General features: G+C 71.6%; 24 protein-coding genes. 15 read left to right on the forward strand and 9 right to left on the reverse strand.

The window, feature by feature from the left end:
• Window positions 1-5 precede the first annotated feature (5 nt).
• Window positions 6-1220, reverse strand: coding sequence for a molybdopterin-synthase adenylyltransferase MoeB (gene moeB / locus ASC58_RS03240; RefSeq protein WP_056918322.1), 1215 nt, complete (start codon window positions 1218-1220; stop codon window positions 6-8).
• 76 nt (window positions 1221-1296) lie between these two features.
• On the opposite strand from moeB, the gene ASC58_RS03245 reads away from it, so the two are divergent.
• From ASC58_RS03245 to ASC58_RS03255, 3 genes are all read left to right on the forward strand, one after another.
• Window positions 1297-1953 carry a TetR/AcrR family transcriptional regulator gene (locus tag ASC58_RS03245; protein WP_056915350.1) on the forward strand — a complete coding sequence of 219 codons (657 nt, stop codon included), beginning with the start codon at window positions 1297-1299 and terminating at the stop codon, window positions 1951-1953.
• Window positions 1954-2029: 76 nt separating this feature from the next.
• Complete coding sequence (locus ASC58_RS03250; protein ID WP_056917224.1) at window positions 2030-2254, forward strand: DUF3107 domain-containing protein; 225 nt, start codon at window positions 2030-2032, stop codon at window positions 2252-2254.
• Window positions 2255-2506: 252 nt separating this feature from the next.
• Window positions 2507-2776 carry a GlsB/YeaQ/YmgE family stress response membrane protein gene (locus ASC58_RS03255; protein WP_056918323.1) on the forward strand — a complete coding sequence of 90 codons (270 nt, stop codon included), beginning with the start codon at window positions 2507-2509 and terminating at the stop codon, window positions 2774-2776.
• 95 nt (window positions 2777-2871) lie between these two features.
• Here ASC58_RS03255 and ASC58_RS03260 read toward each other — a convergent pair whose 3' ends face one another.
• Window positions 2872-3564, reverse strand: a complete 693-nt coding sequence (locus tag ASC58_RS03260; RefSeq protein WP_056918324.1) for a ferritin-like fold-containing protein — start codon at window positions 3562-3564, stop codon at window positions 2872-2874.
• 238 nt (window positions 3565-3802) lie between these two features.
• Here ASC58_RS03260 and ASC58_RS03265 point away from each other — a divergent pair, with 238 nt between their 5' ends.
• Window positions 3803-5353: a DEAD/DEAH box helicase gene (locus ASC58_RS03265; protein WP_056915353.1), complete on the forward strand. Its 1551-nt coding sequence runs from the start codon at window positions 3803-3805 to the stop codon at window positions 5351-5353.
• An 81-nt stretch (window positions 5354-5434) separates the two neighbouring features.
• The gene (locus tag ASC58_RS03270) at window positions 5435-6970 is read left to right on the forward strand and encodes a hypothetical protein (protein WP_056918325.1); all 1536 of its coding nucleotides are present in this window, start codon (window positions 5435-5437) and stop codon (window positions 6968-6970) included.
• Window positions 6971-7017: 47 nt separating this feature from the next.
• Here ASC58_RS03270 and ASC58_RS03275 read toward each other — a convergent pair whose 3' ends face one another.
• The 3 genes from ASC58_RS03275 to ASC58_RS03285 all read right to left on the reverse strand — a co-directional run bounded on the left by ASC58_RS03275 (window position 7018) and on the right by ASC58_RS03285 (window position 9467).
• Entirely contained in the window at window positions 7018-8064 is a 1047-nt protein-coding gene (locus ASC58_RS03275) for an NAD(P)-dependent alcohol dehydrogenase (protein WP_056915355.1), read from the reverse strand.
• A gap of 131 nt (window positions 8065-8195) precedes the next feature.
• Window positions 8196-8438: a hypothetical protein gene (locus ASC58_RS03280; protein ID WP_056915356.1), complete on the reverse strand. Its 243-nt coding sequence runs from the start codon at window positions 8436-8438 to the stop codon at window positions 8196-8198.
• Window positions 8439-8678: 240 nt separating this feature from the next.
• Window positions 8679-9467, reverse strand: a complete 789-nt coding sequence (locus ASC58_RS03285) for a ParA family protein (protein WP_056915357.1) — start codon at window positions 9465-9467, stop codon at window positions 8679-8681.
• A gap of 196 nt (window positions 9468-9663) precedes the next feature.
• Between ASC58_RS03285 and ASC58_RS03290 the strand changes: the two genes are divergently transcribed.
• Complete coding sequence (locus tag ASC58_RS03290; RefSeq protein WP_056915358.1) at window positions 9664-10578, forward strand: hypothetical protein; 915 nt, start codon at window positions 9664-9666, stop codon at window positions 10576-10578.
• 21 nt (window positions 10579-10599) lie between these two features.
• Here ASC58_RS03290 and ASC58_RS03295 read toward each other — a convergent pair whose 3' ends face one another.
• The 3 genes from ASC58_RS03295 to ASC58_RS03305 are packed head-to-tail and all read right to left on the reverse strand — an operon-like array spanning window position 10600 to window position 12993.
• On the reverse strand, window positions 10600-11517 hold the full coding sequence (locus ASC58_RS03295; RefSeq protein ID WP_235529066.1) for a PD-(D/E)XK nuclease family protein: 918 nt from the start codon (window positions 11515-11517) through the stop codon (window positions 10600-10602).
• 10 nt (window positions 11518-11527) lie between these two features.
• Entirely contained in the window at window positions 11528-12145 is a 618-nt protein-coding gene (locus ASC58_RS03300; RefSeq protein ID WP_056915359.1) for a MarC family protein, read from the reverse strand.
• Window positions 12142-12993: a PHP domain-containing protein gene (locus tag ASC58_RS03305; protein WP_056918326.1), complete on the reverse strand. Its 852-nt coding sequence runs from the start codon at window positions 12991-12993 to the stop codon at window positions 12142-12144. Before ASC58_RS03305 ends, ASC58_RS03300 begins: the two co-directional genes overlap by 4 nt.
• Window positions 12994-13099: 106 nt before the next feature.
• Between ASC58_RS03305 and ASC58_RS03310 the strand changes: the two genes are divergently transcribed.
• A complete protein-coding gene (locus tag ASC58_RS03310; protein ID WP_056918327.1) occupies window positions 13100-13618 on the forward strand; it encodes a SigE family RNA polymerase sigma factor in 519 nt (172 codons plus the stop codon).
• A complete protein-coding gene (locus ASC58_RS03315; protein ID WP_056918328.1) occupies window positions 13615-14733 on the forward strand; it encodes a hypothetical protein in 1119 nt (372 codons plus the stop codon). The genes ASC58_RS03310 and ASC58_RS03315 overlap by 4 nt, the downstream gene beginning before the upstream one ends.
• A 36-nt stretch (window positions 14734-14769) precedes the next feature.
• Here the strand turns inward: ASC58_RS03315 and ASC58_RS03320 are convergent, their stop codons facing one another.
• On the reverse strand, window positions 14770-15144 hold the full coding sequence (locus ASC58_RS03320) for a YciI family protein (protein WP_056915361.1): 375 nt from the start codon (window positions 15142-15144) through the stop codon (window positions 14770-14772).
• Between the two features lie 185 nt (window positions 15145-15329).
• Here ASC58_RS03320 and ASC58_RS03325 point away from each other — a divergent pair, with 185 nt between their 5' ends.
• The 7 genes from ASC58_RS03325 (at window position 15330) to ASC58_RS03355 (ending at window position 23142) form a co-directional block, all read left to right on the forward strand.
• Window positions 15330-15824: a SigE family RNA polymerase sigma factor gene (locus ASC58_RS03325; RefSeq protein ID WP_056918329.1), complete on the forward strand. Its 495-nt coding sequence runs from the start codon at window positions 15330-15332 to the stop codon at window positions 15822-15824.
• On the forward strand, window positions 15814-16470 hold the full coding sequence (locus ASC58_RS03330) for a hypothetical protein (protein WP_056918330.1): 657 nt from the start codon (window positions 15814-15816) through the stop codon (window positions 16468-16470). The genes ASC58_RS03325 and ASC58_RS03330 overlap by 11 nt, the downstream gene beginning before the upstream one ends.
• A gap of 60 nt (window positions 16471-16530) precedes the next feature.
• Complete coding sequence (locus tag ASC58_RS03335) at window positions 16531-17130, forward strand: MaoC family dehydratase (protein WP_369796184.1); 600 nt, start codon at window positions 16531-16533, stop codon at window positions 17128-17130.
• Window positions 17131-17260: 130 nt separating this feature from the next.
• Window positions 17261-18784 (forward strand): glycerol kinase GlpK, encoded by a 1524-nt coding sequence (gene glpK / locus ASC58_RS03340; RefSeq protein WP_056915362.1) that lies wholly within the window; start codon window positions 17261-17263, stop codon window positions 18782-18784.
• Between the two features lie 4 nt (window positions 18785-18788).
• Window positions 18789-20531, forward strand: coding sequence for a glycerol-3-phosphate dehydrogenase/oxidase (locus ASC58_RS03345; RefSeq protein WP_056918331.1), 1743 nt, complete (start codon window positions 18789-18791; stop codon window positions 20529-20531).
• 63 nt (window positions 20532-20594) lie between these two features.
• Window positions 20595-21596, forward strand: coding sequence for a DNA topoisomerase IB (locus ASC58_RS03350; protein WP_056915364.1), 1002 nt, complete (start codon window positions 20595-20597; stop codon window positions 21594-21596).
• A gap of 52 nt (window positions 21597-21648) precedes the next feature.
• Complete coding sequence (locus tag ASC58_RS03355; protein WP_056918332.1) at window positions 21649-23142, forward strand: aminopeptidase P family protein; 1494 nt, start codon at window positions 21649-21651, stop codon at window positions 23140-23142.
• Window positions 23143-23164 lie beyond the last annotated feature (22 nt).

Below are 23164 nucleotides of genomic sequence, written 5' to 3' on the forward strand. Positions count from 1 at the left end.
CCTCCTCAGTAGACGGGAAGAGACGGGTCGACGTCGCGCACCCACGCGAGCACCCCGCCGGTCAGGTTGCTGACGTCGTCGCGTCCGGTCGCGGCGAGCAGTCCCGCGGCTTCTGCCGACCGGGCTCCCGACTTGCAGTGCACGACCACCGGTATGTCGCGCGGGAGCTCGTTCGCGGCCGTCCCGGAACGGAACTCGTCGAGGTGCACGGCGCGGGCGCCGGGGATCGACACGATCGCGCGCTCGCCGGGTTCACGGACGTCGACGAGCTCGAACCTCGTCTCCCCCCGCTCGCGGGCGGCCAGCAGGTCGGCCAGCTCGGTCGCGGACACCTCCGCGAAGGCAGGCGTCGCCGCCCGCTCGGACGGTTCGCCCTCGACCACGACGGCGCCCGCCGTGCCGCAGAACTCCTCGTAGTCGACCAACGCGGTGATCGTCGGGGACTCGCCGCACACGGGGCAGTCGGGGTTGGCGCGGACCGTGAGCGAGTCCCACGTCTGGCGCATCGCATCGTGCACGAGCAGCCGGCCGACGAGGGTCTCGCCCCGACCGACGATGAGCTTGACCGCCTCGGCGACCTGCACCGAACCCACCGCCGCGCACAGCACCCCGAGCACGCCACCGGTCGCGCAGGAGGGCACGGCGTCGGGCGGGGGCGGCTCCGGGAACACGCAGCGGTAGCACGGGCCGTACCCCGCGAACCACACCGACACCTGCCCGTCGAACCGGTAGATCGACCCCCACACGTGCGGGAGCCCGAGCAGCACGCATGCGTCGTTGACGAGGTACCGGGTGGCGAAGTTGTCGGCGCCGTCGAGGACGACGTCGTAGTCGGCGAGGACCTCCAGCGCGTTCTCCGAGGTGAGCCGCAGGTCGTGGCGGACCACGGTCACCAGGGGGTTGATCGCCGCGACGGTCTCGGCGGCCGACTCGGTCTTGCGGCGCCCGACGTCGGCGACCCCGTGGACGACCTGGCGCTGGAGGTTCGAGGCGTCGACCACGTCGTCGTCGACGACGCCGATCGTGCCGACACCGGCCGCCGCGAGGTACATCAGCGCGGGCGACCCGAGCCCGCCCGCACCCACGACGAGCACGCGGGCGTTGGACAGTCGTTGCTGCCCCTCGAGGCCGATGTCGGGGAGCAGGATGTGCCGCGCGTACCGACCCTTCTGCTCGACCGTGAGCTCGGGACCGGGCGCAACCAGCGGTGGGATGGCCATGTGACTCACGTTACCCACCCGTACGATGTCCCCGACACCGCCGCCCGGCGGTGACCTCCCGACCTGAGAGGCACGCATGTCGCTTCGCGCCGACACCGGCACCGACGCCGCCCGCGGACAGCGGATGCCGCGGTCCGCACGCCGTGCCCAGCTCCTCGAGGCCGCGCAGGCGGCGTTCGTCGAGTCCGGCTACCACGCTGCCGCGATGGACGACATCGCCGAGCGCGCGGGCGTGTCCAAACCCGTCCTGTACCAGCACTTCCCCGGCAAGCTCGAGCTCTACCTCGCGCTGCTCGACAAGCACAGCGAGGCGCTCGAGATGCTCGTGCGCGAGGCGCTGGCCTCCACGCACGACAACAAGGAGCGCGTCTACGCCTCCATCGCCGCCTACTTCGACTTCGTGTCCCGGGACGGCGCCGCCTTCCGGTTGATCTTCGAGTCCGACCTCACGAACGAGTCGGCGGTCCGCAACCGCCTCGACGCCGTCGGCCTGGTCTGCGCGGAGGCGGTGGCCGAGGTGATCGCCGAGGACACCAGCCTCCCCGACGAGGACGCCTCGCTGCTCGGTATGGCGCTCACCGGGCTCGCCCAGGTCAGTGCCCGCCACTGGCTCGCCCAGGGGTCGGACGTGCCCAAGGACGAGGCCGCCCGCCTCGTCGGCACCCTCGCCTGGCGCGGTCTCGGCTCCTTCCCCAAGGTGGGCGGGGAAGGTTCCCCCGAGCACGCTGGTTAGCCTTACCGACAAGTCAGACCGACAGTCCGCACCGGCAGCTGTGCCGCGTGCTCCGTCCCACAGAAAGGCCATGACCGTGGAGGTCCGGATCGGCGTGCAGAACGTCTCCCGTGAGGTCGTCATCGAGTCCGCCCAGAGCCCCGACGAGGTCGCCAAGGCCGTGGCGGCCTCCATCGACAAGGGAGCTTCCCTGTCGCTCACCGACGACAAGGGCCGCGTCACCGTGGTCCCCGCCGGCGCCCTCGGCTACGTGCAGATCGGCGAGTCCGAGAAGCGCGGCGTCGGCTTCGGCAACAGCTGACCCACCGGTCGCCGGGGCCCGCCACGGGCGCCCGGCGACCACACCGGGCGACCACACCCGGCGGCGTCGGCCGGCGCCATACCGCAGGCCGCTGACCTGCGCAAACTCGGGAGAATCGTTCCCGGTCCGTAATCTTCCCGTCCCGCTCCCCAGGGTGCGATTCCGCCCATACCGGTGTTGAGTTGTCCCCGTGAGGGCCGCACACGCGGCCCAGCAACAGCACCGGTGAACCCGGTGCAGAAGGAGCGGGAAATGATCACTGGAATCATCGGCACCATCATCTTCGGTGCCATCATCGGGGTCTTGGCTCGCCTGGTCCTCCCGGGCCGCCAGAACATCAGCACTCTTGTCACCGTGATCCTCGGCATCCTCGGCGCCCTCGTGGGTTACTGGGTGTGGGGCGCTCCCAAGGACGACGGCAGCATCGACTGGCTGCGCTGGATCACCAGCATCGTCGTCGCCGCCGTATTCGTGGTCGTCTACGAGCGCGTCACCGGTCGCAAGGGCAGCCACCACGCCTGACGTCACCCCTGACGCCGAAAGGGCCCGGTCCAGCTGGACCGGGCCCTTTCGTGTGCTGTGGCCGAGCCGTCGGCCGGCTGGTTGGGTGGGCGGACTCAGGCAGCCAGGCCCAGGCGTCCCATCCGGCGGGTGTGCTCGTCGGTGAGCCGGGCGAACATCCGGCCGAGCTCGGCGAGGTCGGCACTCGGACGGTCGGGACCCCCCGCACCACCCACGAGCAGGGAGGCGAGCGCATCGCGCTCGACCGCCACCTGCTGGGCCTGCGACAGGGCCTCGCCCACGAGGCGACGACCCCACAGCGCGAGCCGCCCGGAGATGCGGGGGTCGGTGCGGATGGCCTCCCGGACGACCTTGACGACGAAGTCGGCCTGGCCGACGTCCTGCATCGCCGAGTGCACGAGCGCCTTGGTCGAGGGGTCCACGTACGCGGCGACCTCGCGGTAGAAGTCGGTGGCGATGCCGTCCCCGACGTAGGCCTTGACCAGGCCCTCGAGCCACGTGCTCGGACGGGTCCGCTCGTGGAAGGCGTCCACGGGGGCGATGAACGGGGCCATGGCCGTCTGGGGCGCCACCCCCATGTCGTCGAGGCGGGCGACGATCATCTCGTAGTGCCGGAACTCGGCGACGGCGAGCCCGGCGACGGCGGCCTTGAGGGGCTGGGTGGGCGAGAGCTCGGAGTCACCGGCCAGTCGGGTGAACGCGGTGAGCTCGCCGTAGGCAAGGGCACCGAGGAGGTCCGCGACCGCCTCGCGGTACTGCGGATCAGCCAGCCAGTCGTCCTGCGTCATGTCCGTCACCCTAACGGCGCGACCGCACCCACCGACGCCCGACGACCCACCGCCGGGGACCGACGATGAGGGGATGGGAGGGCCCCGGCGGTAGACTGGACGCGTCAAAGGTGCCCGGTCGGCACGAATCAGCCGCGGACGTGGTCCGCGCAACCGCTCGACGAGCATGGAAGACCTCCGATCGGCCCGCTGCGCGACGGCCTCCCCCGTGGGGAGCGCCCCCGATCGAGAGAACTTCATGACCGAGACCACCACGGACGCTGCTGCGCCCGCAGAGCCGACGTTCGCCGACTTCGACGTCCACCCCGACATCGTCGCCTCCCTGAGCGCCGCCGGCATCGTCACCCCCTTCCCCATCCAGGCGATGACCCTCCCGGTCGCCCTCGCCGGCCACGACATCATCGGCCAGGCGAAGACCGGCACCGGCAAGACGCTGGGCTTCGGCGTCCCGATGCTCAACCGCACGATCGCCCGCGTCGACGACGCCTGGGACGGCTTCAAGCACGCCGGCAAACCGCAGGCCTTGGCCGTGGCACCGACCCGCGAGCTCGCGGTCCAGGTCGCCGCCGACCTCGAGCGCGCCGGCAAGGGACGCGGCATCCGCGTCCTCACCGTCTACGGTGGCCGCGCGTACGAGCCGCAGGTCGAGGCGCTGCGCAACGGCGTCGAGGTCGTCGTCGGCACGCCCGGTCGCCTCATCGACCTGGCCAAGCAGGGCCACCTCGACCTGTCCCACGTGAAGTCCGTCGTCCTCGACGAGGCCGACGAGATGCTCGACCTCGGGTTCCTGCCCGACGTGGAGAAGCTCCTCGCCATGACGCCGCCGAACCGCCAGACCATGCTGTTCTCGGCGACCATGCCGGGCGCGGTCGTGGCGCTGGCCCGTCGCTACATGAAGCAGCCGACCCACATCCGGGCCATGGGCGACGACCAGGAGAACGCCCACACGGTCAAGGCCGTCGAGCAGTTCGTCTACCGCGCCCACGCGATGGACAAGGTCGAGATGCTGGCGCGCATGCTGCAGGCCGAGGGCCGTGGCCTGACCATCATCTTCAGCCGCACGAAGCGCACCGCCGCCAAGGTCGCCGACGAGCTCGTCGACCGCGGGTTCGCCGCCGCCGCGATCCACGGTGACCTCGGCCAGGGCGCCCGCGAGCAGGCGCTGCGCGCGTTCCGCAACGGCAAGGTCGACATCCTCGTCGCCACCGACGTCGCGGCCCGCGGCATCGACGTCGACAACGTCACCCACGTCATCAACTACCAGTGCCCCGAGGACGAGAAGACCTACCTGCACCGCATCGGCCGCACCGCCCGCGCCGGCAACACGGGTATCGCCGTCACCTTCGTCGACTGGGACGACATCCCCCGCTGGGGCCTGATCAACAAGACGCTGGACCTGGGCATCCCGGACCCGGAGGAGACCTACTCCTCCTCGGACCACCTCTACGAGCAGCTCGACATCCCGCGCACCGCCAAGGGCCGCCTGCCGAAGGCCGCCCAGAAGCTCGCGGGGCTCGACGCCGAGGTGCTCGAGGACCTCGGCGAGACCGGCAAGGCCAGCGGTCGGCGCCCCGCCGGCGGTGGCCGCAGTGGTCGTGACGGCGCCCGAGAGGGAAGCCGCGACGGTGGTCGTGGACGCGAGGGTTCGCGCGACGCCGGTCGCAGCGAGCGCCGCCCCGACTCGGCGCCCAAGGACGGTGACGCAGCCACCAAGCCGCGTCGCAACCGCAACCGGCGGCGCACCCGCGGCGGCACGGGCGACGCCGCCCCCGCCGGCCAGGAGGGCTGACCCCACTGCCGGGTACGGCGCCGCGTTGCGAATCGGTCACGTCGGCGCCATACCCGTGGGCACTGGTGCCATCCTCACGTCGTGGGGGACTTCATGCACCGTTCCGGGCGCCGGACCGTCGCGATCCTGCTGGTGGCCGCGGTCGCGGTCGTCGCGGTCGTGGTCGCGGTGCTGCGGCCGAGCGAGCAGGAGCGCTTCCGGTCCTGGTTGCGTGACCAGCCCGACATCGTGTCCGTCGACGAACCCGCCCGGGCCGTGGCCCTCGGCGTCGCCGGGGTGGCCGGCCGGGTGTTCGAACCCACCGACCGTGCCGTGGTGGCCGTGCCGCTCGACGTCGCGGTCGTCGACCGCCTGGCTCGCGCCATCGTCGCGTATGCCGCCACCCACCCGTCCCTGAGCGGTCCAGCCGTGGAGCTGCGGCAGGGCCGGGACGTGGTGCTCGTCGGTGCGCGCCCGGGTACCAATGCCACGACCCTGCGGGTGCTCGGCGCGATGCGTGACCTGCCTGGTGTCGTCGCGGTTCAGATCGCCGTGCGATCGGGGTCCGCGCCCTTCACCGCCACCGTGGAGACCGGCTCCGACCTGCCTGCCGCTGTGACGACCCTGGCCGGCGCCGTGCCGCACCCGGACGAGTCGTGGGTCAACGGACCCCCGTCCGTCGCGGTCCGCGACCCCGAGGGCCACGAGGTACGGATCCTCGACGGCGGCACCGTCAGTGCGTCGGACCGGCGGGCCTTCGCCCTGGCGGTGCGACTGGCCCCGGCCCGAGCAGTCACGCTCACGGTCTCCGGGACACCGAGCACGGACCGCCGGAGCGTGATCAGGCTCCCGGGCCCTGGTCTGGTGGCCGAGGACGTCGACGCCCTGCACCGGTCGGGTTTCGGCCTGAGCCGGTTCGGTGAGGTCGTCGAGGGCCCTGTCGGTCCGGTCACCATGGACGAGCAGGCGTGGGCCACCTCCGCGGCGGCCCAGCTGCGGCGGGACTCAGGAGCCGTGGCAGTCACCGTGGACCCCGGCACCTCCGACACCAGGCGTCCCGTCACCGCCGACCTGCGGGTCACTCCCGACGTCTCGTTCCCACGGGTCCTCGCGGCCCTGCCGGAGGCTGTCGAGCAGGTGGAGCTGCACACCTCACCCGCGCCTCCCGACTACGACCGCGACGACGCCCTCGCCCCCGACCCCGAGGTCGACTGCCCCGACGTGGGCCACGGCCTCAACCTCGCGTACACGGGCCCGCCCGGACGGCTCGGCAAGGCCGCCAACTACCTTGCCGCCCTGCGCGCGGGCGCGAGCGGTGCGACCTGCGTCCACTGGGCGGAGGCCGACGAGCACGGACGTCGCCCGACCACCCAGACCCTGCTCGTCCGGCTCCCCCTGCGCGAGGCGAGCTGGCGGCCCCTGCTGGACGTCGTCCGGGCCCGCCGGGCGGACCTGGGGTCGGCCCATCCCACCGTGCTCCTGCTCCTGCCGGTCCCCGGGACGTCGGTCACCGGGCTCGTCGACCTCGCCGAGGGCCAGGCGCCCTCGGTCAGCGCTCTGGACACGGACAGCCAGGGGCAGACCCGCGCGGTCCAGGACGCACTTCAGCCCCTGGTCCGGTACTGGGCCAGGGGCTGAAGGCTCGCCGTGCGGGAAGCGTGGCGCGCCGCGCGTCGGGCGGGGTGTCAGGCGCCGATGGTCGCCGTGTCGATGACGAAGCGGTAGCGCACGTCGGAGTTCACGACGCGGTCGTAGGCCTCGTTGACCTTGCTGGCGTCGATCGTCTCGATCTCGGCGGCGATGCCGTGCTCGGCCGCGAAGTCGAGCATCTCCTGGGTCTGCGGGATCCCGCCGATGTTGGAGCCGGCCAGTGCCTTGCTGCCACCGATGAGCGAGAACGCCACGAAGGTGCTCGGGTCGCTCGGGGCGCCCACGTTGACCATGGCGCCGTTCGCCTTGAGCAGCGACAGGTAGTCGTCGAACGGCAGGTTCGCGCTCACCGTGTTGAGGATGAGGTCGAACGAGCCGCGCAGCTTCTCGAAGGTCTCCGGGTCCTTGGTGGCGTAGTGGGCCACAGCGCCGAAGGCCTTGCTGTCGGCCTCCTTGGAGGTCGTCTGGCTCAGCACGGTGACCTCGGCGCCGAGGGCGGCGGCGAACTTCACGCCGAGGTGACCGAGGCCACCGAGTCCGACGACGGCGACCTTCTTGCCGGGCCCTGCGCCCCAGCGCTTGAGCGGGTTGAACGTCGTGATGCCGGCGCACAGGAGCGGTGCGGCGACGTCGAGCTCGAGGGCGTCGGGGATGCGGACGGCGAAGCGCTCGCTCACGACGACGGACTGCGCGTAGCCGCCCATGGTCTTCTCGCCGTCGTAGCCGGTGCCGTTGTACGTCATGACGGCACCCTTGAGGCAGAACTGCTCCTGGCCGTCCTTGCAGTACTCACACTCGCCACAGGAGTCGACCATGCAGCCGACGCCGACGCGGTCGCCGACCTTGTAACGGGTCACGCCGCCACCGACCTCGGAGACGACTCCGGCGATCTCGTGGCCGGGCACCATCGGGAAGATGGCGCTCCCCCACTCCTCACGGACCTGGTGGATGTCGCTGTGGCAGATTCCGGCAAATGCGATGTCGATGACGATGTCGTCATCGCGCAGCTCGCGGCGCTCGATCGTGGTCGCCTCGAGGGCGGCTCCGGCGGACGCGGCGGACAGTGCTGCAGTGCGGGACATGATTCTCCTTGGGGGGTCGGGGTCAGTCACCGTCAAGGGACAAGTCCCTCGCGGACGTGACTATTCCGAGCCCGCCGGCGGGGCTGGTGCGCGACCGCGCCGCGAACGCCGGGGAGAATGCTTCGGACGAGCTACCGCGACTGCCCGGAGACCCGGTATGCGGCGGGGACGGCGGACTGCGCCGACGTGGAGTTCCCGACCTGCTGGAGCTGGACCGCCGGGGCGCCCGAGCCCGTGGTGGCGTCGGAGGTGTCGTTGATGCCCACGGACCAGTAGAGGACGCACACGGCGATCGCCGCGAGGATGGTCTGCAGCGGTCCGGCGTGGGCGCCGGTCGAGCGGGTGGTGGATGTCGGCTGGGGGGTGGACGACATTGGGGGACTCCTCGGATCTGCGCCGCGCTCGACGACCAGCAGGGGGTCTGGTCGTGCTCCGTGGCGGATGCAGAGATCGTCGCAGCGCATCAACGAGCGGTCACGACCTCTTTGCCAGTTCCATAACTTCCGACACGCCGACGGCGCCGTTTCCGGCCCGATCGGCTCAGTAGGGGGTCGTCCGTTCGGTTGAGGTGCGGTAGCCGCGTCACAGGCGTCTCACAGGCAACGCACGCCACCTCAGAGCGTGGCGAGCTGCTTCGCGAGCGCCTTCGCGACCTCACGGTAGGCCTTGGCCCCCTTGGACGTGCGGGAGGTAGCCAGGATGCTGCGGCCCACCGCCGGCGCCTCCGCGAACCGCACCGTCTTCGGGATGGGCGGGCTCAGGACCGGCAGGTCGTAGCGCTGGCCGACGTCGGCGAGCACCTCCTGGGCGTGGTTGCTGCGGCCGTCGAACATCGTGGGCAGGATCCCGAGGACCCGCAGGTCCTTGTTGAGGATCTTCTGCACGTCGGCGACGGTGTCGAGCAGCTGGCCGACCCCGCGGTGGCTGAGCATCTCGCACGGCATCGGGATGACCAGCCCCTGGCTCGCGGTCAGGGCGTTCAGCGTGAGGACCCCCAGGCTGGGTGAGCAGTCGAGCAGGATGACGTCGTAGTCGCCGCGCACGTCCTCGAGGGCGGTGCGCAGCACGTACTCGCGTCCGGGTCGCGGGAGCAGCTGGGCCTCGGCGCCCGCGAGGTCGATCACGCTGGGCACCAGGTCGACACCGTCGTCGCAGGCGACCCGGACGTCGGCGATGGTCGCCTTGCCCAGGAGCACCTCGTTGACGGAGGCCTCGACCTCGTCGGGGTCCACACCGAGGCTGAACGTGAGGCACGCCTGGGCGTCGAGGTCGACCAGCAGCACGCGCTTGCCCTGCTCGGCGAACGCCGCCCCGAGGGAGGCGACCGACGTCGTCTTCGCGACGCCGCCCTTCTGGTTGGCCACCGAGACGATGGCTGCGGGCCGGGTGCGAGCTCTGGCCAACGGGAGGGCCCTTCCGTGCGAGGTGGGTGTGCCGGGGGCGCCAGTCTGTCAGGTACGAACGGTGACGATGCGGCGGCCGTACGGACAGGGATTGTCCGGTCCCCGCGCGAAGAGATAGTTGAACGCTTATCGTGTTGGGCGTAGCGCAGGGCTACGCAAAGGGCGGCGCGGACGTGCCGACAGGAGAGGTTTGGCTGTGGCGACGCCGCAACACCGGGGCCAGGGGGGCCCCCAGGGACTCGACGATGCCACCTTCCCTGCAGCCCTCCGCACGGCCGTCAAGCGCAGCGGCCGCAGCCTGGAGTCGTTGCGTCGCCGCCTCGACGAGCGCGGCACCCCCGTCAGCATCGCGACCCTCAGCTACTGGCAGTCCGGGCGCAGCCAGCCCCAGCGGGTCGGCTCGCTGGAAGCCGTCGCCCACCTCGAGGAGATCCTCGGGGTTCCGCGCGGCCACCTCCTGAGCAAGCTCGGCCCTCGACGCCGGCCCGGTCCGCCCCGCGAGCTGCCCCGCGCCGCCGACCTCCCGGTCGAGATCCCGCTCGCGACCCAGGCGATGGAGCAGCTGGGGTTCGGCGACACCCTCGAGCTCGTCGACCTCACGGTGCACGACACCCTCGACGTCGACGCCCACGGCGTTCAGCGCGTGCGGACCATCCGCAACGTCGTCCGTGCCATGCGCGACGGCGCCCAGCGCATCCCTGCCCTCCTCGCGACCGACCAGCCGAGCGGCGAACGGGCCGAGTTCCGGGCGGTCAGCGGCTGCCGCGTCGGGCGCACGATCTCCCACGACGCCGACGGCGTGTTCGCCGCCGAGATCATCCTCGACCGGCCCCTGCGCGTCGACGAGACGGCGGCAGCCGAGCACCAGGTCGTGCTCCCCCGCGACCTCGACCCCGAGCAGTCGATCGAGTACTTCCTCCTGCACCGGGTCACCGAGCTGATGATCTGGGTGCGGTTCCACCCGGCCAGGCTGCCCGTCACCGTCGAGACCTACAGCGTGCTCGACGGGATGACCACCTCGTCCCTGATCGACCTCGGCGACTCCACCAGCGTCCAGCACGTGGTGCACCGGGTCGGGCCCGGACGCGTCGGCATCCGCTGGAACTTCTGAGAGCCGCCCTCGACGAGGCGGTCAGGCGCCGGTGCGCGAGGACGGTGCCGCCGGTCGCGCGGGGTCCTCGAGGGCGGCCCAGCTCGACTTCTCCGGCCCGAACGCCTGGCCGGCCGGGCAGTGCGCCCTGAAGTCGCACCACTGGCACAGCGGCCCCACCGTGGCGGGGAACCGTCCCGAGTCGACGCCGAACTGCGCATAGTCGTCCTCGGCGCGACGGGCGTCGCGTGCGATGGACTCGGCCTCCGCGATCTTGCGCTGCAGCGACTCGCCGCTGTGCTCGTGCGTGGCCACTGCGCCGCTGGGCAGGTGGTGCAGCTCGACCCGGACGCAGCGGCGGCGGAACATCTTCCACGCCGCCGCGGCATACAGGGCGAGCGGGAGCGAGGTGCGCGCGTCGTCGTCGGTGGGCTCCCACCGGCTCGTCTTGTAGTCGACGACCGCCAGCTCGCTGCCGCGGTCGTCGAGCCGGTCGATGCGGCCCTGGAGGGCCAGCTCCTCGGTCTTGAGCGACACCGTGCGCTCGATGCCCAGCGGCTGGTCGACGGGGTCGACGTCGGAGAGGTAGGTGCGCACCTGCCCCTGCGCCCGCTGGCGCCACTCCAGCGACTGGTCGGCGTCGCGGAAGCCCGCCTCGATCCACGAGGTCCGCACGAGCTCGGCACCGGCCTCCGGGGTGCGCTGCTCCGGGGCGAGGTCCCACCAGTCGCGCAGGGCGTTGTGCACCGCCGTGCCCACCGAGGTGTGCGCCCGCTGGGGACGCTGGGGCGGGGAGGGTCGGTCGAGGTACTGCATGCGGTACCGGCGCGGGCAGTCGACCCACGCGAGCAGGCGGCTCGGGCTGGCGCGGAACAGGCGCCGCGGCATACCGCCGAACGACTCCTGCACGAACGCGGACCGGGCGGCCGACGCCGGCCCCGCGGGGCTCCCCTGCTGCATGCCCGCCACGTTAGGCGCTGCCACTGACGAAGGCCCGGATGCTATCCGCGACCATCTGGACGGCGATCGCGGACAGGAGCAGTCCTGCGATGCGCGTGATGAGGACCGTGCCACTGTCCTTGAGCACCCGGTGGACCTGCCCCGCGAACCGGAAGAACAGCCACACGACGAACATCGTGGCCATCAGGCCCAGCGCCACCGCGACGTACTGGCTGAGGCCGTCGGCACGCTTGACCTGGAGCATCGTGGCGACGATCGCCCCCGGTCCGGCGAGCAGCGGGGTGCCGAGCGGCACCAGGGCGACGTTCACGCCTGCGTCCGCGTGCTGCTCCTGCTCCGAACCGGTGAGCAGCTGCAGGGCCACGAGGAGCAGCAGCAGGCCACCGGCCCCCTGCAGCGCCGGCAGCGAGATGTGCAGGTAGGTGAGGATCTGCTGCCCGAACACCGCGAACAGCACGATGACGCCCAGCGCCACGAGCGAGGCGCGACGGGCGGCGGCGATCTTCTGCTTCTGCGTCAGGGTGCCGGTGAGGGCCAGGAAGATCGGCAGGGCGCCCGGCGGGTCCATGATCACGAGCAGGGTGACGAAGACCGAGCCCAGGACCTGCAGGTCGACGATGTCGTTCACGGCCTGACCGCCTCGATGTCGCTCCGTGCCTGGTCCTCGATCTCGGCGAGCACCAGGGGGTCCGTGGTGTTCTCGCCGAGCACGTTCTGCTTGCCGGTGCCGTGGTAGTCGCTCGAGCCGGTCGTGAATAGTCCCAGCTGCGCGGCGAGGTCGACGGCGTGCGCCTTCTCCCGCGGGGTGTGGTCACGGTGGTCGGCCTCGAGCCCACCCAGCCCGGCCCGGGCCATCGACTCGATGACCTCGTCGCCGACCGTCCAGCCGCGACCGTTGGCGAACGGGTGCGCCATGACCGGCACCCCGCCCGCCGCCCGGACGAGCTCGACGGCGCGCACCGGGTCGGGCGCGTAGTGCGAGGCGTAGTAGCGGCTTCCGTTGCGCAGCAGGTCCTCGAACGCCTCGTCGCGGGTGCGGATCACGCCGCTGTCGACGAGGGCGTCGGCGATGTGCGGCCGGCCCAGGGTGGCACCGTCACCGGCGAGCCCGCGCACCTGCTCGAGCGTGACCGGTATGCCGTCGGCCGCCATGGCGTGCACCATGCGTGCAACCCGGGTCTCGCGGGAGTCCTTGGCGTGGGCCAGCTCGGCGCGCAGCTCGGGGTGGTCCGGGTCGACGAGGTAGCCGAGCAGGTGGACGCTGATGCCCCGGTGCTGGCAGCTGATCTCCACGCCCCGGACCAGGCCGACCCCGACCTCGAGGGCGGCGTCGACGGCGGCCGGCCACCCGGCATACGTGTCGTGGTCGGTCAGGGCCACCACGTCCAGTCCGGCCAGTGCGGCCGACCGGACCACGTCGGCGGACGGCTGGGTGCCGTCACTCGCCGAGGAGTGGGTGTGGAGGTCGATGAGCACGCCCCAAGGGTAGGGGCAGGCCCGGCGTGTCCTCGCCGCCCTGCGCGCGGCAACCTTTCGGACGCTCCTGCCGTAGTGCAGGGTGTCGACCACGGGAGGGGTGAGCATGAGCAGGAGCGACAAGGCGGCACGCGATGCCGCCTTCGCCGACTTCGTGACGCGGTCCACACCGTCCCTGCTGCGCACTGCCTGGCTGCTGACCGGCTCGCACGATGCCGCCCACGAACTGGTCCAGGGCGCGCTGGTGAAGACCTACGTCGTCTGGTCCAGGGTCCACGAGGACGAGGCCCTCCCCTACGCGCGCAGGATCCTCATCAACCACCGCACGGACACGTGGCGCAAGACGAGGGGCGAGCACCCGGTGGCCGAGCCTCCCGAACGCCCCCACCACGACGGAACGACCGCCGACGACCGGGACCGCGTCGTGCGGATGCTCGCCGCACTGCCCGACCAGCAGCGACGGGTCGTCGTGCTGCGGTACTACAACGACCTGTCGGAGCACGCCGTGGCCGACCTGCTCGGCATCTCCGTCGGCTCGGTGAAGAGCGCCGCCTCACGAGGACTTGCCACCCTTCGGGCCTCCTACCCCACAAACGAGTCGACCACCGAGGGAAGCCTGCGATGACCAGCACCTTCGAGGACCGCGTCCGCGAGGACCTCCACGCGGCTGCCGGCGAGGTCGCCTTCGACCACCTCGACCCGGCCTCGGTGATCGGGCTCGGTCGGCGCGCCGCGAGACGACGTGGGCTGTCGCGTGCAGCGGCCGCGACCGCCGTGTCGCTCGCGGCCCTGGCGGTCGGGGTGGCGCTCGGCGACACCGCGCCGAGGCGGGCCGTCGCGCCCGTGGGCACGGCCACCTCCTCGACACCGTCGACTGCTTCGACAGCCACGGCACGGGTGAATGCGGGCGCGTTCGGGTCCCGCTCCGAGCTGCGGCCCGCCGGCTCGACCATGGCCTACACGGTCCGCGGCCTCGTCTCGGACGGGCATCGCTTCGCCGCCCTCGAGAACTCCGTCGAGGGGGTCCCCCGGACGGTGGCCGGGCTTCGCCTCGACCGGCCGGAACTCGCAGACGTGGCGTACACCGACGGGCCGCTCGCGATCCTGGTCACGCAAGGACCGGTGGACTCGATCCGGATGGGCTCGACGGGGTTCGCGCTCGACCACCTGGGGTCGGCCCCGGTGGCCGGGACCTCCCAGTGGCTGACGGTCGCGTCGATCCCCGCGTCGTGGACGAAGCCGTGGCAGGACCTGGCGTGGACCACGGGAACGGGGCAGCGAGGCGCCGCCCGGATGCCGGCGTCGTTCACGGCAACCATCCCCGCCAAGGGGGGCGGGGCAGGATGGTCCCCCCTTCCGGTGCGCTTCACCGCCCGGCCCACGCCCACCGGCACCGCCCTCGTGGAGGTGGAGAAGGCGGACTCCCCCACGCTGGGACTGCAGCACCTGGGCCTCCTCACGCTCGACCCGGGTCAGTCACAGGAGTTCGCCCGCGGCGACGGCGGCGCCTACGCCACCCTCTACGGGCTCACCCGTTCCAAGCCCGTATCCGTCGCGCCCCGGGGCGACACCGCTGCGCGCTTCGTCGACGGGTGGACCTTCACGACGGTCGAGGTCACGGGCGGCGTGTGGGCAACGGCGATCCAGCTGACGGGGATGGACGACAGCAGCCCCGACCCCGTCCCCTCCGTCAGCTGGACGGACGGAACCGGGGCCTCGCACTCTTTCGACCTGCCGTGAGTTCAGGGGGCGTCGCCCCTTCAGCGACGACCCCGCTCACTCTGCGACGGGGCGCAGCTCGACGGTCTCCCCGGGTCCTGCGAACTTCAGCACGACCTCCTCGGCCCGTGCGCGGTCGGCGACGTCGATGAGGAAGAACCCCGCGAAGTGCTCGGTCGTCTCGGCGTAGGGACCTTCGGTCACCTTGCGCCGGCCACCCTCGAACCGCACCAGGGTCGCCTCCCGCGGATCGCCCAGGGCCTGGCCGCCGACCAGCTCGCCGCGTTCGGACAGGTCCTGCATGACCGCCTCGAAGTCCGCGTTGAGCCGCTCCCGCTCGGCGGCCGGCATCGCCTGGTGCTCGGCCAGGAAGTCGGCCGTCGGGTGACCCCAGGGCTGGGGGTTGGAGTGGATGAGGATGACGTACTTCATGTGGGGCTCCCTGTCTGGGTGCTGGTGGCCGTGCGGCCCGGTCACCACCATGACGCCCGGAGCCCGGCGTGCTCGACATTTCGCTCAGGATCTTTTCCTCGCGGGTCAGGGCCGGGACTCAACCAATCAGGCACCCTCTCCGTTGGAGGGGTGCACGACCGGGCACACACCAAGGAGGGGGCGCTATGTCTGGGCAGGACGACGAGGAGTTCGTGGACTTCGTCCGCGGCGCCTCACCACGCCTGCTCAAGACCGTGTGGTTCATCTGCGGCGACCCGGTCCAGGCCGAGGAGCTCGTGCAGGCGGCCCTCGAACGCGTCTACGTCCGCTGGGCGCGCATCAGTGAGGGCGATCCGCTGGCCTACACCCGTCGGATCCTGCTCAACCTGCACATCGACGACCGCAGGCGCAGCAAGCGCGAGACGGTCGTCGAGGCGATGCCTGAGTCATCCACCCGCGACTCCGGGCCCGAGGACGCCGACCATGTGGTTCGCCTGCTCGGTCGCCTGCCGCTGCGCGAACGCCAGGTCGTCGTCATGCGGCACTACGCAGGCCTCCCCGAGGTCGAGGTCGCAGAGCTCCTCGGCATCAGCCTCGGTTCGGTCAAGTCCAGCGCCTCACGCGGGTTGGCCAAGCTGCGTGAATCCCTTGAGCGAGAGGAGAACTCCCATGTCCGTTGACCTCAACGAGGTTCTGGAAGGCACCAGCGCTCCCCCGATGGGCATCGACCCGTATGCCGTGGTGCATGGCGGCCGTCGCCGCGTCCGTCGCCGCCGCCTCACCGCCGTCGCCTCCGGCACGGCCGTGGTCGCGGCCATCGGCGTGGCCGCCGCGGTGGCGGACGGCCCCGGCACGGCACCCCTCACGCCGGTCGCCTCGGCCCGCACCTCCGCCTCGCCGGACGCCCTGCTCCGCGCGCCGTCCACCCTCGAGTTCACCCAAAGGGGCGCAGACGGGGTCGTGCGCAGCTACCGGGTCACGGTCAGCCCGGACCGGGGACTCGACCGCAACCAAGCGGTTCTCGAGGTTCTGGAGCCGGGCGGCGGCGCGACCCTCATCGGTGCCATCGCGATGACCCACCCCGAACGTGGGCCGGTGGCTGGAGAGGACGTGCCCGCCAGGGGCACCACCTGGTCGCTCGACCGGACCGCGTCCGGACACACGCGCATGAACACCGCACTCCAGGACGGCACCGAATTCTCGGTGCCGTTGCGGCACATCCCCGCCACACCGTTCACCGTCGCCGTGCTCGACGGGCTCAGCACCGTGCAGGTGGGCCAGACGATGTCCTCGAGCAACGACAACGGCATCCCGGCCCTGAGGTGACGGCGCTGTGAGGGAACCCACGCGGCATACCGGTGTCGCCGTCGGTCCCCGATCGGCAGGATGGCCACCATGCAATTCGGACGCAGCTACGAGGAGTTCGAGGTCGGCGCGGTCTACAAGCACTGGCCCGGCAAGACGGTGACCGAGTACGACGACCACCTGTTCTGCCTCTTGACCATGAACCACCACCCGCTCCACCTCGACTCGAACTACGCGGAGAACACGACGCAGTTCAAGAAGAACGTGGTGGTCGGCAACTACATCTACTCGTTGCTGCTCGGCATGTCCGTCCCAGACGTCTCGGGCAAGGCCATCGCCAACCTCGAGGTCGAGTCGCTGCGCCACGTCGCACCGACGTTCCACGGCGACACGATCTACGGCCAGACCGAGGTCCTGGACAAGTGGGAGAGCAGGTCCAAGGACGACCGCGGAGTGGTCCACGTCGAGACCAAGGGCTACAACCAGGACGGCACGCTGGTCTGCATCTTCCGCCGCAAGGTCATGGTGCCCAAGGAGAGCTATCTCGCCGCCCGCGGTGGTGAGCAGCCCGGCCGCCCCGAGCTGGTCGAGCCCGCGCCGACCCCCACCCCCGCGCCGACCCCCACCCCCGCGCCGACCCCCACCCCCGAGCCGGCCCCCACCCCCGCGCCCGAGGGCTGAGCCCTCCGTCACTCAGTGAGCACCAACTGTCGCAAAGGCCCAGCCTTGCCGACCGTTCGCGCTCACTGAGCGCGGATCGGGTCCCGAACAGCCCCCGTCGGGTCGGTCACTGCACCGCTAGGGTCTGGGCATGGCCGATTTCGTTGGCGCGGTGGACCAGGGGACGACGAGCACACGGTTCATGGTGTTCGACCACTCGGGGGCCGAGGTGGGCCGCCGTCAGCTCGAGCACGAGCAGATCATGCCGCGCGCCGGGTGGGTCGAGCACAGCCCGCTGGAGGTCTGGGAACGCACCCAGACCGTGATCGCGTCCGCCCTGGCCCACCTCGACCTGCAGGCCAGTGACCTGTCCGCCCTCGGCATCACCAATCAGCGCGAGACCACGGTCGTGTGGAACCGCCGCACCGGTCGCCCCCTGTACAACGCGATCGTCTGGCAGGACACCCGCACCGACAAGATCGCCCGGGCGCTCGACCAGTCGGGGAAGGGCGAGGTCATCCGCGAGCGCGCGGGCATCCCGCCGGCCGCCTACTTCGCCGCGGGCAAGGTCCAGTGGATCCTCGAGAACGTCGACGGCGCACGCAAGGCGGCCGACGACGGCGACGCGGTCTTCGGCACCATCGACACCTGGCTGCTGTGGAACCTCACTGGCGGCACCGACGGCGGCGTCCACGTCACCGACGTGACCAACGCCAGCCGCACCATGCTCATGGACCTGCGGACCCTCGACTGGGACGACGAGCTGCTGTCCTTCTTCGACATCCCGCGCTCGATGCTCCCCGAGATCCGGCCGAGCTCCGACCCGGCGTTCTACGGCACCACCCGCCCCGGTGGCCCCCTGGGTGGGGAAGTCCCGCTCGCCGGCGACCTCGGTGACCAGCACGCGGCCACCGTCGGCCAGGTCTGCTTCAGCCCCGGCGAGGCGAAGAACACCTACGGCACCGGCAACTTCATGCTGCTCAACACCGGTGAGGAGATCGTCCGCAGCGAGTCCGGGCTGCTGACGACGGTCGCCTACCAGTTCGGCGACGCCAAGCCGGTCTACGCGCTCGAGGGGTCCATCGCCGTCACCGGCTCGGCCGTCCAGTGGCTGCGCGACCAGCTCGGGATCATCTCCGGGGCCGGCGACGTCGAGCGCCTCGCCCGGTCCGTGCAGGACACCGGCGGCCTCTACTTCGTCCCTGCCTTCTCCGGCCTGTTCGCGCCCTACTGGCGCCCCGACGCCCGCGGCGCCATCGTCGGCATGTCCCGCTTCAACACCGGGGCCCACCTGGCCCGGGCCACCCTCGAGGCGATCTGCTACCAGAGCCGCGACGTCGCGGACGCGATGACCAAGGACTCCGGCGTCGAGCTCGAGGTGCTCAAGGTCGACGGCGGCGTCACCGCCAACGGCCTCTGCATGCAGCTGCAAGCGGACATTCTGGGCGTGCCCGTCTCACGCCCGGTGGTCGCCGAAACCACCGCCCTGGGTGCGGCCTACGCTGCAGGTCTGGCCACTGGCTTCTGGTCCGGCACCGAGGAGCTGCGCGCCAACTGGCAGGAGTCCCAGCGATGGTCGCCGACCTGGAGCGACGAGCAGCGCACCGACGGGTATGCCGGGTGGCGCAAGGCCGTGGAACGCACCCTGGACTGGGTGGACGTCGACGAGGGGTAGGGCAATGACCACGGTAACCGCCACCGGGACGACCGGGAACGCCCGGACCACAGGGCTCTCGCCGCAGTCCCGCCAGCGCGCCATCGAGGCCCTCAAGTCCGGCGAGGAGCTCGAGCTGCTCGTCATCGGCGGCGGGGTCGTCGGCAGCGGCACCGCCCTCGACGCCGTGACGCGGGGCCTGTCGACAGGCCTGATCGAGCAGCGCGACTTCGCCAGCGGCACGTCGTCACGGTCGAGCAAGCTCATCCACGGCGGCCTGCGCTACCTCGAGATGCTCGACTTCGCGCTGGTCCGGGAGGCCCTGCACGAACGCGGCCTGCTGCTCACCCGCCTCGCGCCGCACCTCGTGCGCCCGGTCCCGTTCCTCTACCCCCTCACCCACCACGGCTGGGAACGCGCCTACGTCGGCTCGGGCATCGCGCTCTACGACGCGATGGCCATGGCGGCCAGCGGCGGCGCCGGGCTGCCCCACCACCGCCACCTCACCCGCCGCCAGGCGCTGCGGCTCATGCCCAGCCTGCGCAACGACGCCCTCACCGGCGCCGTGCAGTACTACGACGCCCAGGTCGACGACGCCCGCCACACGATGGAGCTGGCCCGGACCGCCGCCCACTACGGCGCCCACGTCGCCAACCGTGTCGCCGCCATCGGGTTCCTGCGCCAGGGTGAGCGCGTCACCGGGGTCCGGGCGATCGACAAGCTCACCGACGAGGAGTTCGTCATCAACGCCCGGCAGATCGTCAACGCGACGGGTGTCTGGACCGACGACACCCAGGCGATGGTCGGCGAGCGCGGGCAGTTCCACGTGCGCGCGTCGAAGGGCATCCACCTCGTCGTGCCGCGCGACCGCATCCACTCCTCGACCGGCCTGATCCTGCGCACCGAGAAGTCCGTGCTCTTCGTCATCCCGTGGGGCCGGCACTGGATCATCGGCACCACCGACACCGACTGGGCACTCGACAAGGCGCACCCCGCGGCCACCCGTGCCGACATCGACTACATCCTCGACCACGTCAACCGCGTCCTCCAGACGCCGCTCACCCACGAGGACGTCGAGGGCGTGTACGCCGGGCTGCGCCCGCTGCTCGCCGGCGAGTCCGAGTCCACGAGCAAGCTGTCCCGCGAGCACGTGGTGGCCCACAGCGCCCCCGGGCTCGTCGTCGTCGCCGGAGGCAAGTACACGACCTACCGCGTGATGGCCAAGGACGCCGTGGACGAAGCGGCACAGGCGATCTCGCGACGAGTCCCCGCGTCCACGACCGACACGGTTCCGCTCGTGGGGGCCGTCGGCTACGCCGCGATCTGGAACCAGCGCCACTCCCTCGCCGCCGACGCCGGGCTGCACGTCGCCCGCGTGGAGCACCTGCTGCAGCGCTACGGCGTCCTCACCCAGGAGGTCCTCGCCCTCGTCGCCGAGCGCCCGGAGCTGGGACAACCCCTCGACGGCGCCGAGGACCACCTCCAGGCCGAGGTCGTGTACGCCGCGTCCCACGAGGGAGCGCTCCACCTCACCGACATCCTGACCCGCCGCACCCGCATCTCGATCGAGGCCTGGGACCGCGGGGTCTCGGCAGCACCCGTGGCAGCGGCCCTCGTCGCACCCGTGCTCGGCTGGGACGAGGCCCGCACGCAGGAGGAGATCGCGATCTACCTCGGCCGGGTCGAGGCCGAACGGGTCAGCCAGACCATGCCGGACGACGCCTCCGCCGACGAGGCCCGTCGCAGCGGGCCGGACAGCACCCTGTAGCGCGGCCGCGCCAGACGCCCTCTCCAAGGGGCCTGACCTGCGCTTTTGGCTTAGGGTCCCACCATGGCTCGCCTGCGCACCGTCTCCCCCGCCTCCCGTGGCTGGACCCGTCGCCGGGCCGGCAAGGGGTTCGTCTACCTCGACGCCGACGGCGCCCGTCTCCCCGCCGCCGACGTCGAACGCATCCGCGCCCTCGTCATCCCCCCAGCGTGGGAGAACGTCTGGATCTGCCCCGTCCCCAACGGCCACATCCAGGCCGTCGGGAGCGACGCGGCCGGCCGTCGGCAGTACCTGTACCACCCGGACTGGCGGATCAAGCGGGACGCCGCGAAGTTCGACCGCGTGCTGGGCGCCGCCGCCCGCCTGCCGGCCGCGCGCAAGCGGGTCCTCGCGGACCTCGCGCTGGAGGGTATGCCGCGCGGCCGGGCGTCCGCCGTGGCCGTCCGGCTGCTCGACCTGGGCTACTTCCGCATCGGCAGCGACGCGTACACCGAGGACAACGGGTCGTTCGGGCTGACGACCCTGGAGCGCCAGCACGTCACGCGCAAGGGTGACGTCATCGTGTTCTGCTTCGTGGGGAAGTCGGGGATCGAGCACTGCATCGAGATCGACGACACGGCCGCGATGGAGGCGCTCGACCGGCTGCGCAAGCGGCGCTCGGCGAGCAGGCGGCTGCTGGCCTACCAGGACGCGAAGCGGTGGTCCGACCTCGACGCCACCACGGTGAACGCCTACCTCGCCGAGCTGCTCGGCGGCGAGATGACCGCGAAGGACTTCCGGACGTGGCACGCGACGGTGCTGGCAGCGGTCGCCCTCCGCTCCAGCAACGAGCCCGGCGACACCAAGACCTCACGCAAGCGCGCCATCAAGGCCGCCGTCGAGGAGGTGGCCAGCTACCTCGGCAACACTCCCACCATCGCCAAGAACTCCTACATCGACCCGCGCGTCCTCGACAGCTACGAGTCGGGCACGACGATCGACGTCGACCCCAGCCGGTTCCGCAGCCCCGAACGCCGTCAGGCCGCCATCGAGAAGGCCGTGCTCGCGCTTCTCGCGCCGAGCTGAGGGCCCGCCCCGGGGGCTGCGACACGTCATACCTCCATGGCACGATGGCGCCGTGAGCAGCGAAGAGCAGACCAAGCCGGAGAACCGCGCCCGCCCGACGACCGACGAGTTCCGCGCGTTCGTCGCCGAGGACTGGGCACCGCGCACCCCGGGTGCCACCGGGCTGAGCGAGGCCGCCCGGTATGCCGCGGACCGGCGTGCCGCCGTGAGCGCCGCCTACGAGGGCGACCGCCTGGTCATCCCCGCCGGGGGCCTCAAGGTGCGCAGCAACGACACCGACTACGTGTTCCGGCCCCACACGGCGTTCGTCCACCTGACCGGCCTCGGCGGTGACCGGGAGCCGGACGCCGTCCTCGTCCTCGAGCCCCGCGACGACGGCTCGCACGAGTCCATCCTCTACTTCCGTCCCCTCGCGGGTCGTGACAGCGACGAGTTCTTCGCCGACTCCAGGTACGGCGAGTTCTGGGTCGGCGCACGCCCCACCATCGAGGACATCGAGACCGAGCTCGGCCTCACCGCCCGCCACATCGACGAGTTCGCCGATGCCGCGGTCAAGGACTCGGGCGAGGTGACCGTCCGCGTCGTGCGTGACGCCGACCGCGACCTCACCCGCCAGCTCGACGCCGCACGCGCCTCGGAGAACACCGATCAGGACGAGCTCACCGAGAGCGACGACGAGCTCGCCCACTTCCTCTCCCACCTGCGCCTGACCAAGGACGAGTGGGAGGTCGAAGAGATGCGCAAGGCCGTCGAGGCGACCCACCACGGGTTCGAGGCGGTCATCGCCGACCTGCCCGAGGCGCTGGCCAACGGCCGCGGCGAGCGCTGGGTCGAGGGCGTCTTCGGCCTCACCGCCCGGCACGAGGGCAACGGTGTCGGCTACGACTCCATCTGCGCCGCCGGCGACCACGCCACCACGCTGCACTGGATCAAGAACACCGGGGAGATCAACGACGGCGACCTCATCCTGCTCGACGCAGGGGTCGAGGTGGACTCCCTCTTCACCGCCGACATCACCCGCACGCTCCCCGTCAACGGCACCTTCTCCGACGCGCAGCGCGAGATCTACGACGCCGTGTATGCCGCGCAGGAGGCCGGCCTCGCAGCGGTCAAGCCCGGCAACAAGTTCTCCGACGTGCACGCCGCCGCGATCCGCGTGATCGCCGAGCACCTGCACTCCTGGGGTCTGCTGCCGGAGGGCGTCGACGTCGAGGGGACCCTCGACAAGGAGCACGGTCAGTACCACCGCCGCTGGATGGTGCACGGCACCAGCCACCACCTCGGCCTCGACGTGCACGACTGCGCGCTCGCGACGCGCGAGGAGTACATGGACGCCGAGCTCGTGCCCGGCATGGTCCTCACCGTCGAGCCGGGGCTCTACTTCAAGGCTGACGACCTCAAGGCACCCGAGCGGTTCCGTGGCATCGGGGTGCGCATCGAGGACGACGTCCTGGTGACCACCGACGGCCACGAGAACCTGTCCGCCGGCATGCCGCGCACGTCCCAGGACGTCGAGGCCTGGATCGCCGAGGTCCAGTCCCGCTGAGTCGCTGAGCGAGGCGCGACGT

The organism is Phycicoccus sp. Root101 (assembly GCF_001426245.1).
GTDB lineage: Bacteria > Actinomycetota > Actinomycetes > Actinomycetales > Dermatophilaceae > Pedococcus.

Coding starts and splice junctions, on each gene's coding strand:
- ASC58_RS03260 (WP_056918324.1), bottom strand. CDS start 3,564: ATGACGCAGGACGACTGGCTGGCTGATCCGCAGTACCGCGAGGCGGTC.
- ASC58_RS03320 (WP_056915361.1), bottom strand. CDS start 15,144: ATGAAGTACGTCATCCTCATCCACTCCAACCCCCAGCCCTGGGGTCAC.
- ASC58_RS03345 (WP_056918331.1), top strand. CDS start 18,789: ATGACCACGGTAACCGCCACCGGGACGACCGGGAACGCCCGGACCACA.
- ASC58_RS03350 (WP_056915364.1), top strand. CDS start 20,595: ATGGCTCGCCTGCGCACCGTCTCCCCCGCCTCCCGTGGCTGGACCCGT.
- moeB (WP_056918322.1), bottom strand. CDS start 1,220: ATGGCCATCCCACCGCTGGTTGCGCCCGGTCCCGAGCTCACGGTCGAG.
- ASC58_RS03245 (WP_056915350.1), top strand. CDS start 1,297: ATGTCGCTTCGCGCCGACACCGGCACCGACGCCGCCCGCGGACAGCGG.
- ASC58_RS03275 (WP_056915355.1), bottom strand. CDS start 8,064: ATGTCCCGCACTGCAGCACTGTCCGCCGCGTCCGCCGGAGCCGCCCTC.
- ASC58_RS03325 (WP_056918329.1), top strand. CDS start 15,330: ATGTCTGGGCAGGACGACGAGGAGTTCGTGGACTTCGTCCGCGGCGCC.
- ASC58_RS03330 (WP_056918330.1), top strand. CDS start 15,814: ATGTCCGTTGACCTCAACGAGGTTCTGGAAGGCACCAGCGCTCCCCCG.
- ASC58_RS03335 (WP_369796184.1), top strand. CDS start 16,531: ATGGCCACCATGCAATTCGGACGCAGCTACGAGGAGTTCGAGGTCGGC.
- ASC58_RS03310 (WP_056918327.1), top strand. CDS start 13,100: ATGAGCAGGAGCGACAAGGCGGCACGCGATGCCGCCTTCGCCGACTTC.
- ASC58_RS03315 (WP_056918328.1), top strand. CDS start 13,615: ATGACCAGCACCTTCGAGGACCGCGTCCGCGAGGACCTCCACGCGGCT.
- ASC58_RS03265 (WP_056915353.1), top strand. CDS start 3,803: ATGACCGAGACCACCACGGACGCTGCTGCGCCCGCAGAGCCGACGTTC.
- ASC58_RS03280 (WP_056915356.1), bottom strand. CDS start 8,438: ATGTCGTCCACCCCCCAGCCGACATCCACCACCCGCTCGACCGGCGCC.
- ASC58_RS03255 (WP_056918323.1), top strand. CDS start 2,507: ATGATCACTGGAATCATCGGCACCATCATCTTCGGTGCCATCATCGGG.
- ASC58_RS03295 (WP_235529066.1), bottom strand. CDS start 11,517: ATGCAGCAGGGGAGCCCCGCGGGGCCGGCGTCGGCCGCCCGGTCCGCG.
- glpK (WP_056915362.1), top strand. CDS start 17,261: ATGGCCGATTTCGTTGGCGCGGTGGACCAGGGGACGACGAGCACACGG.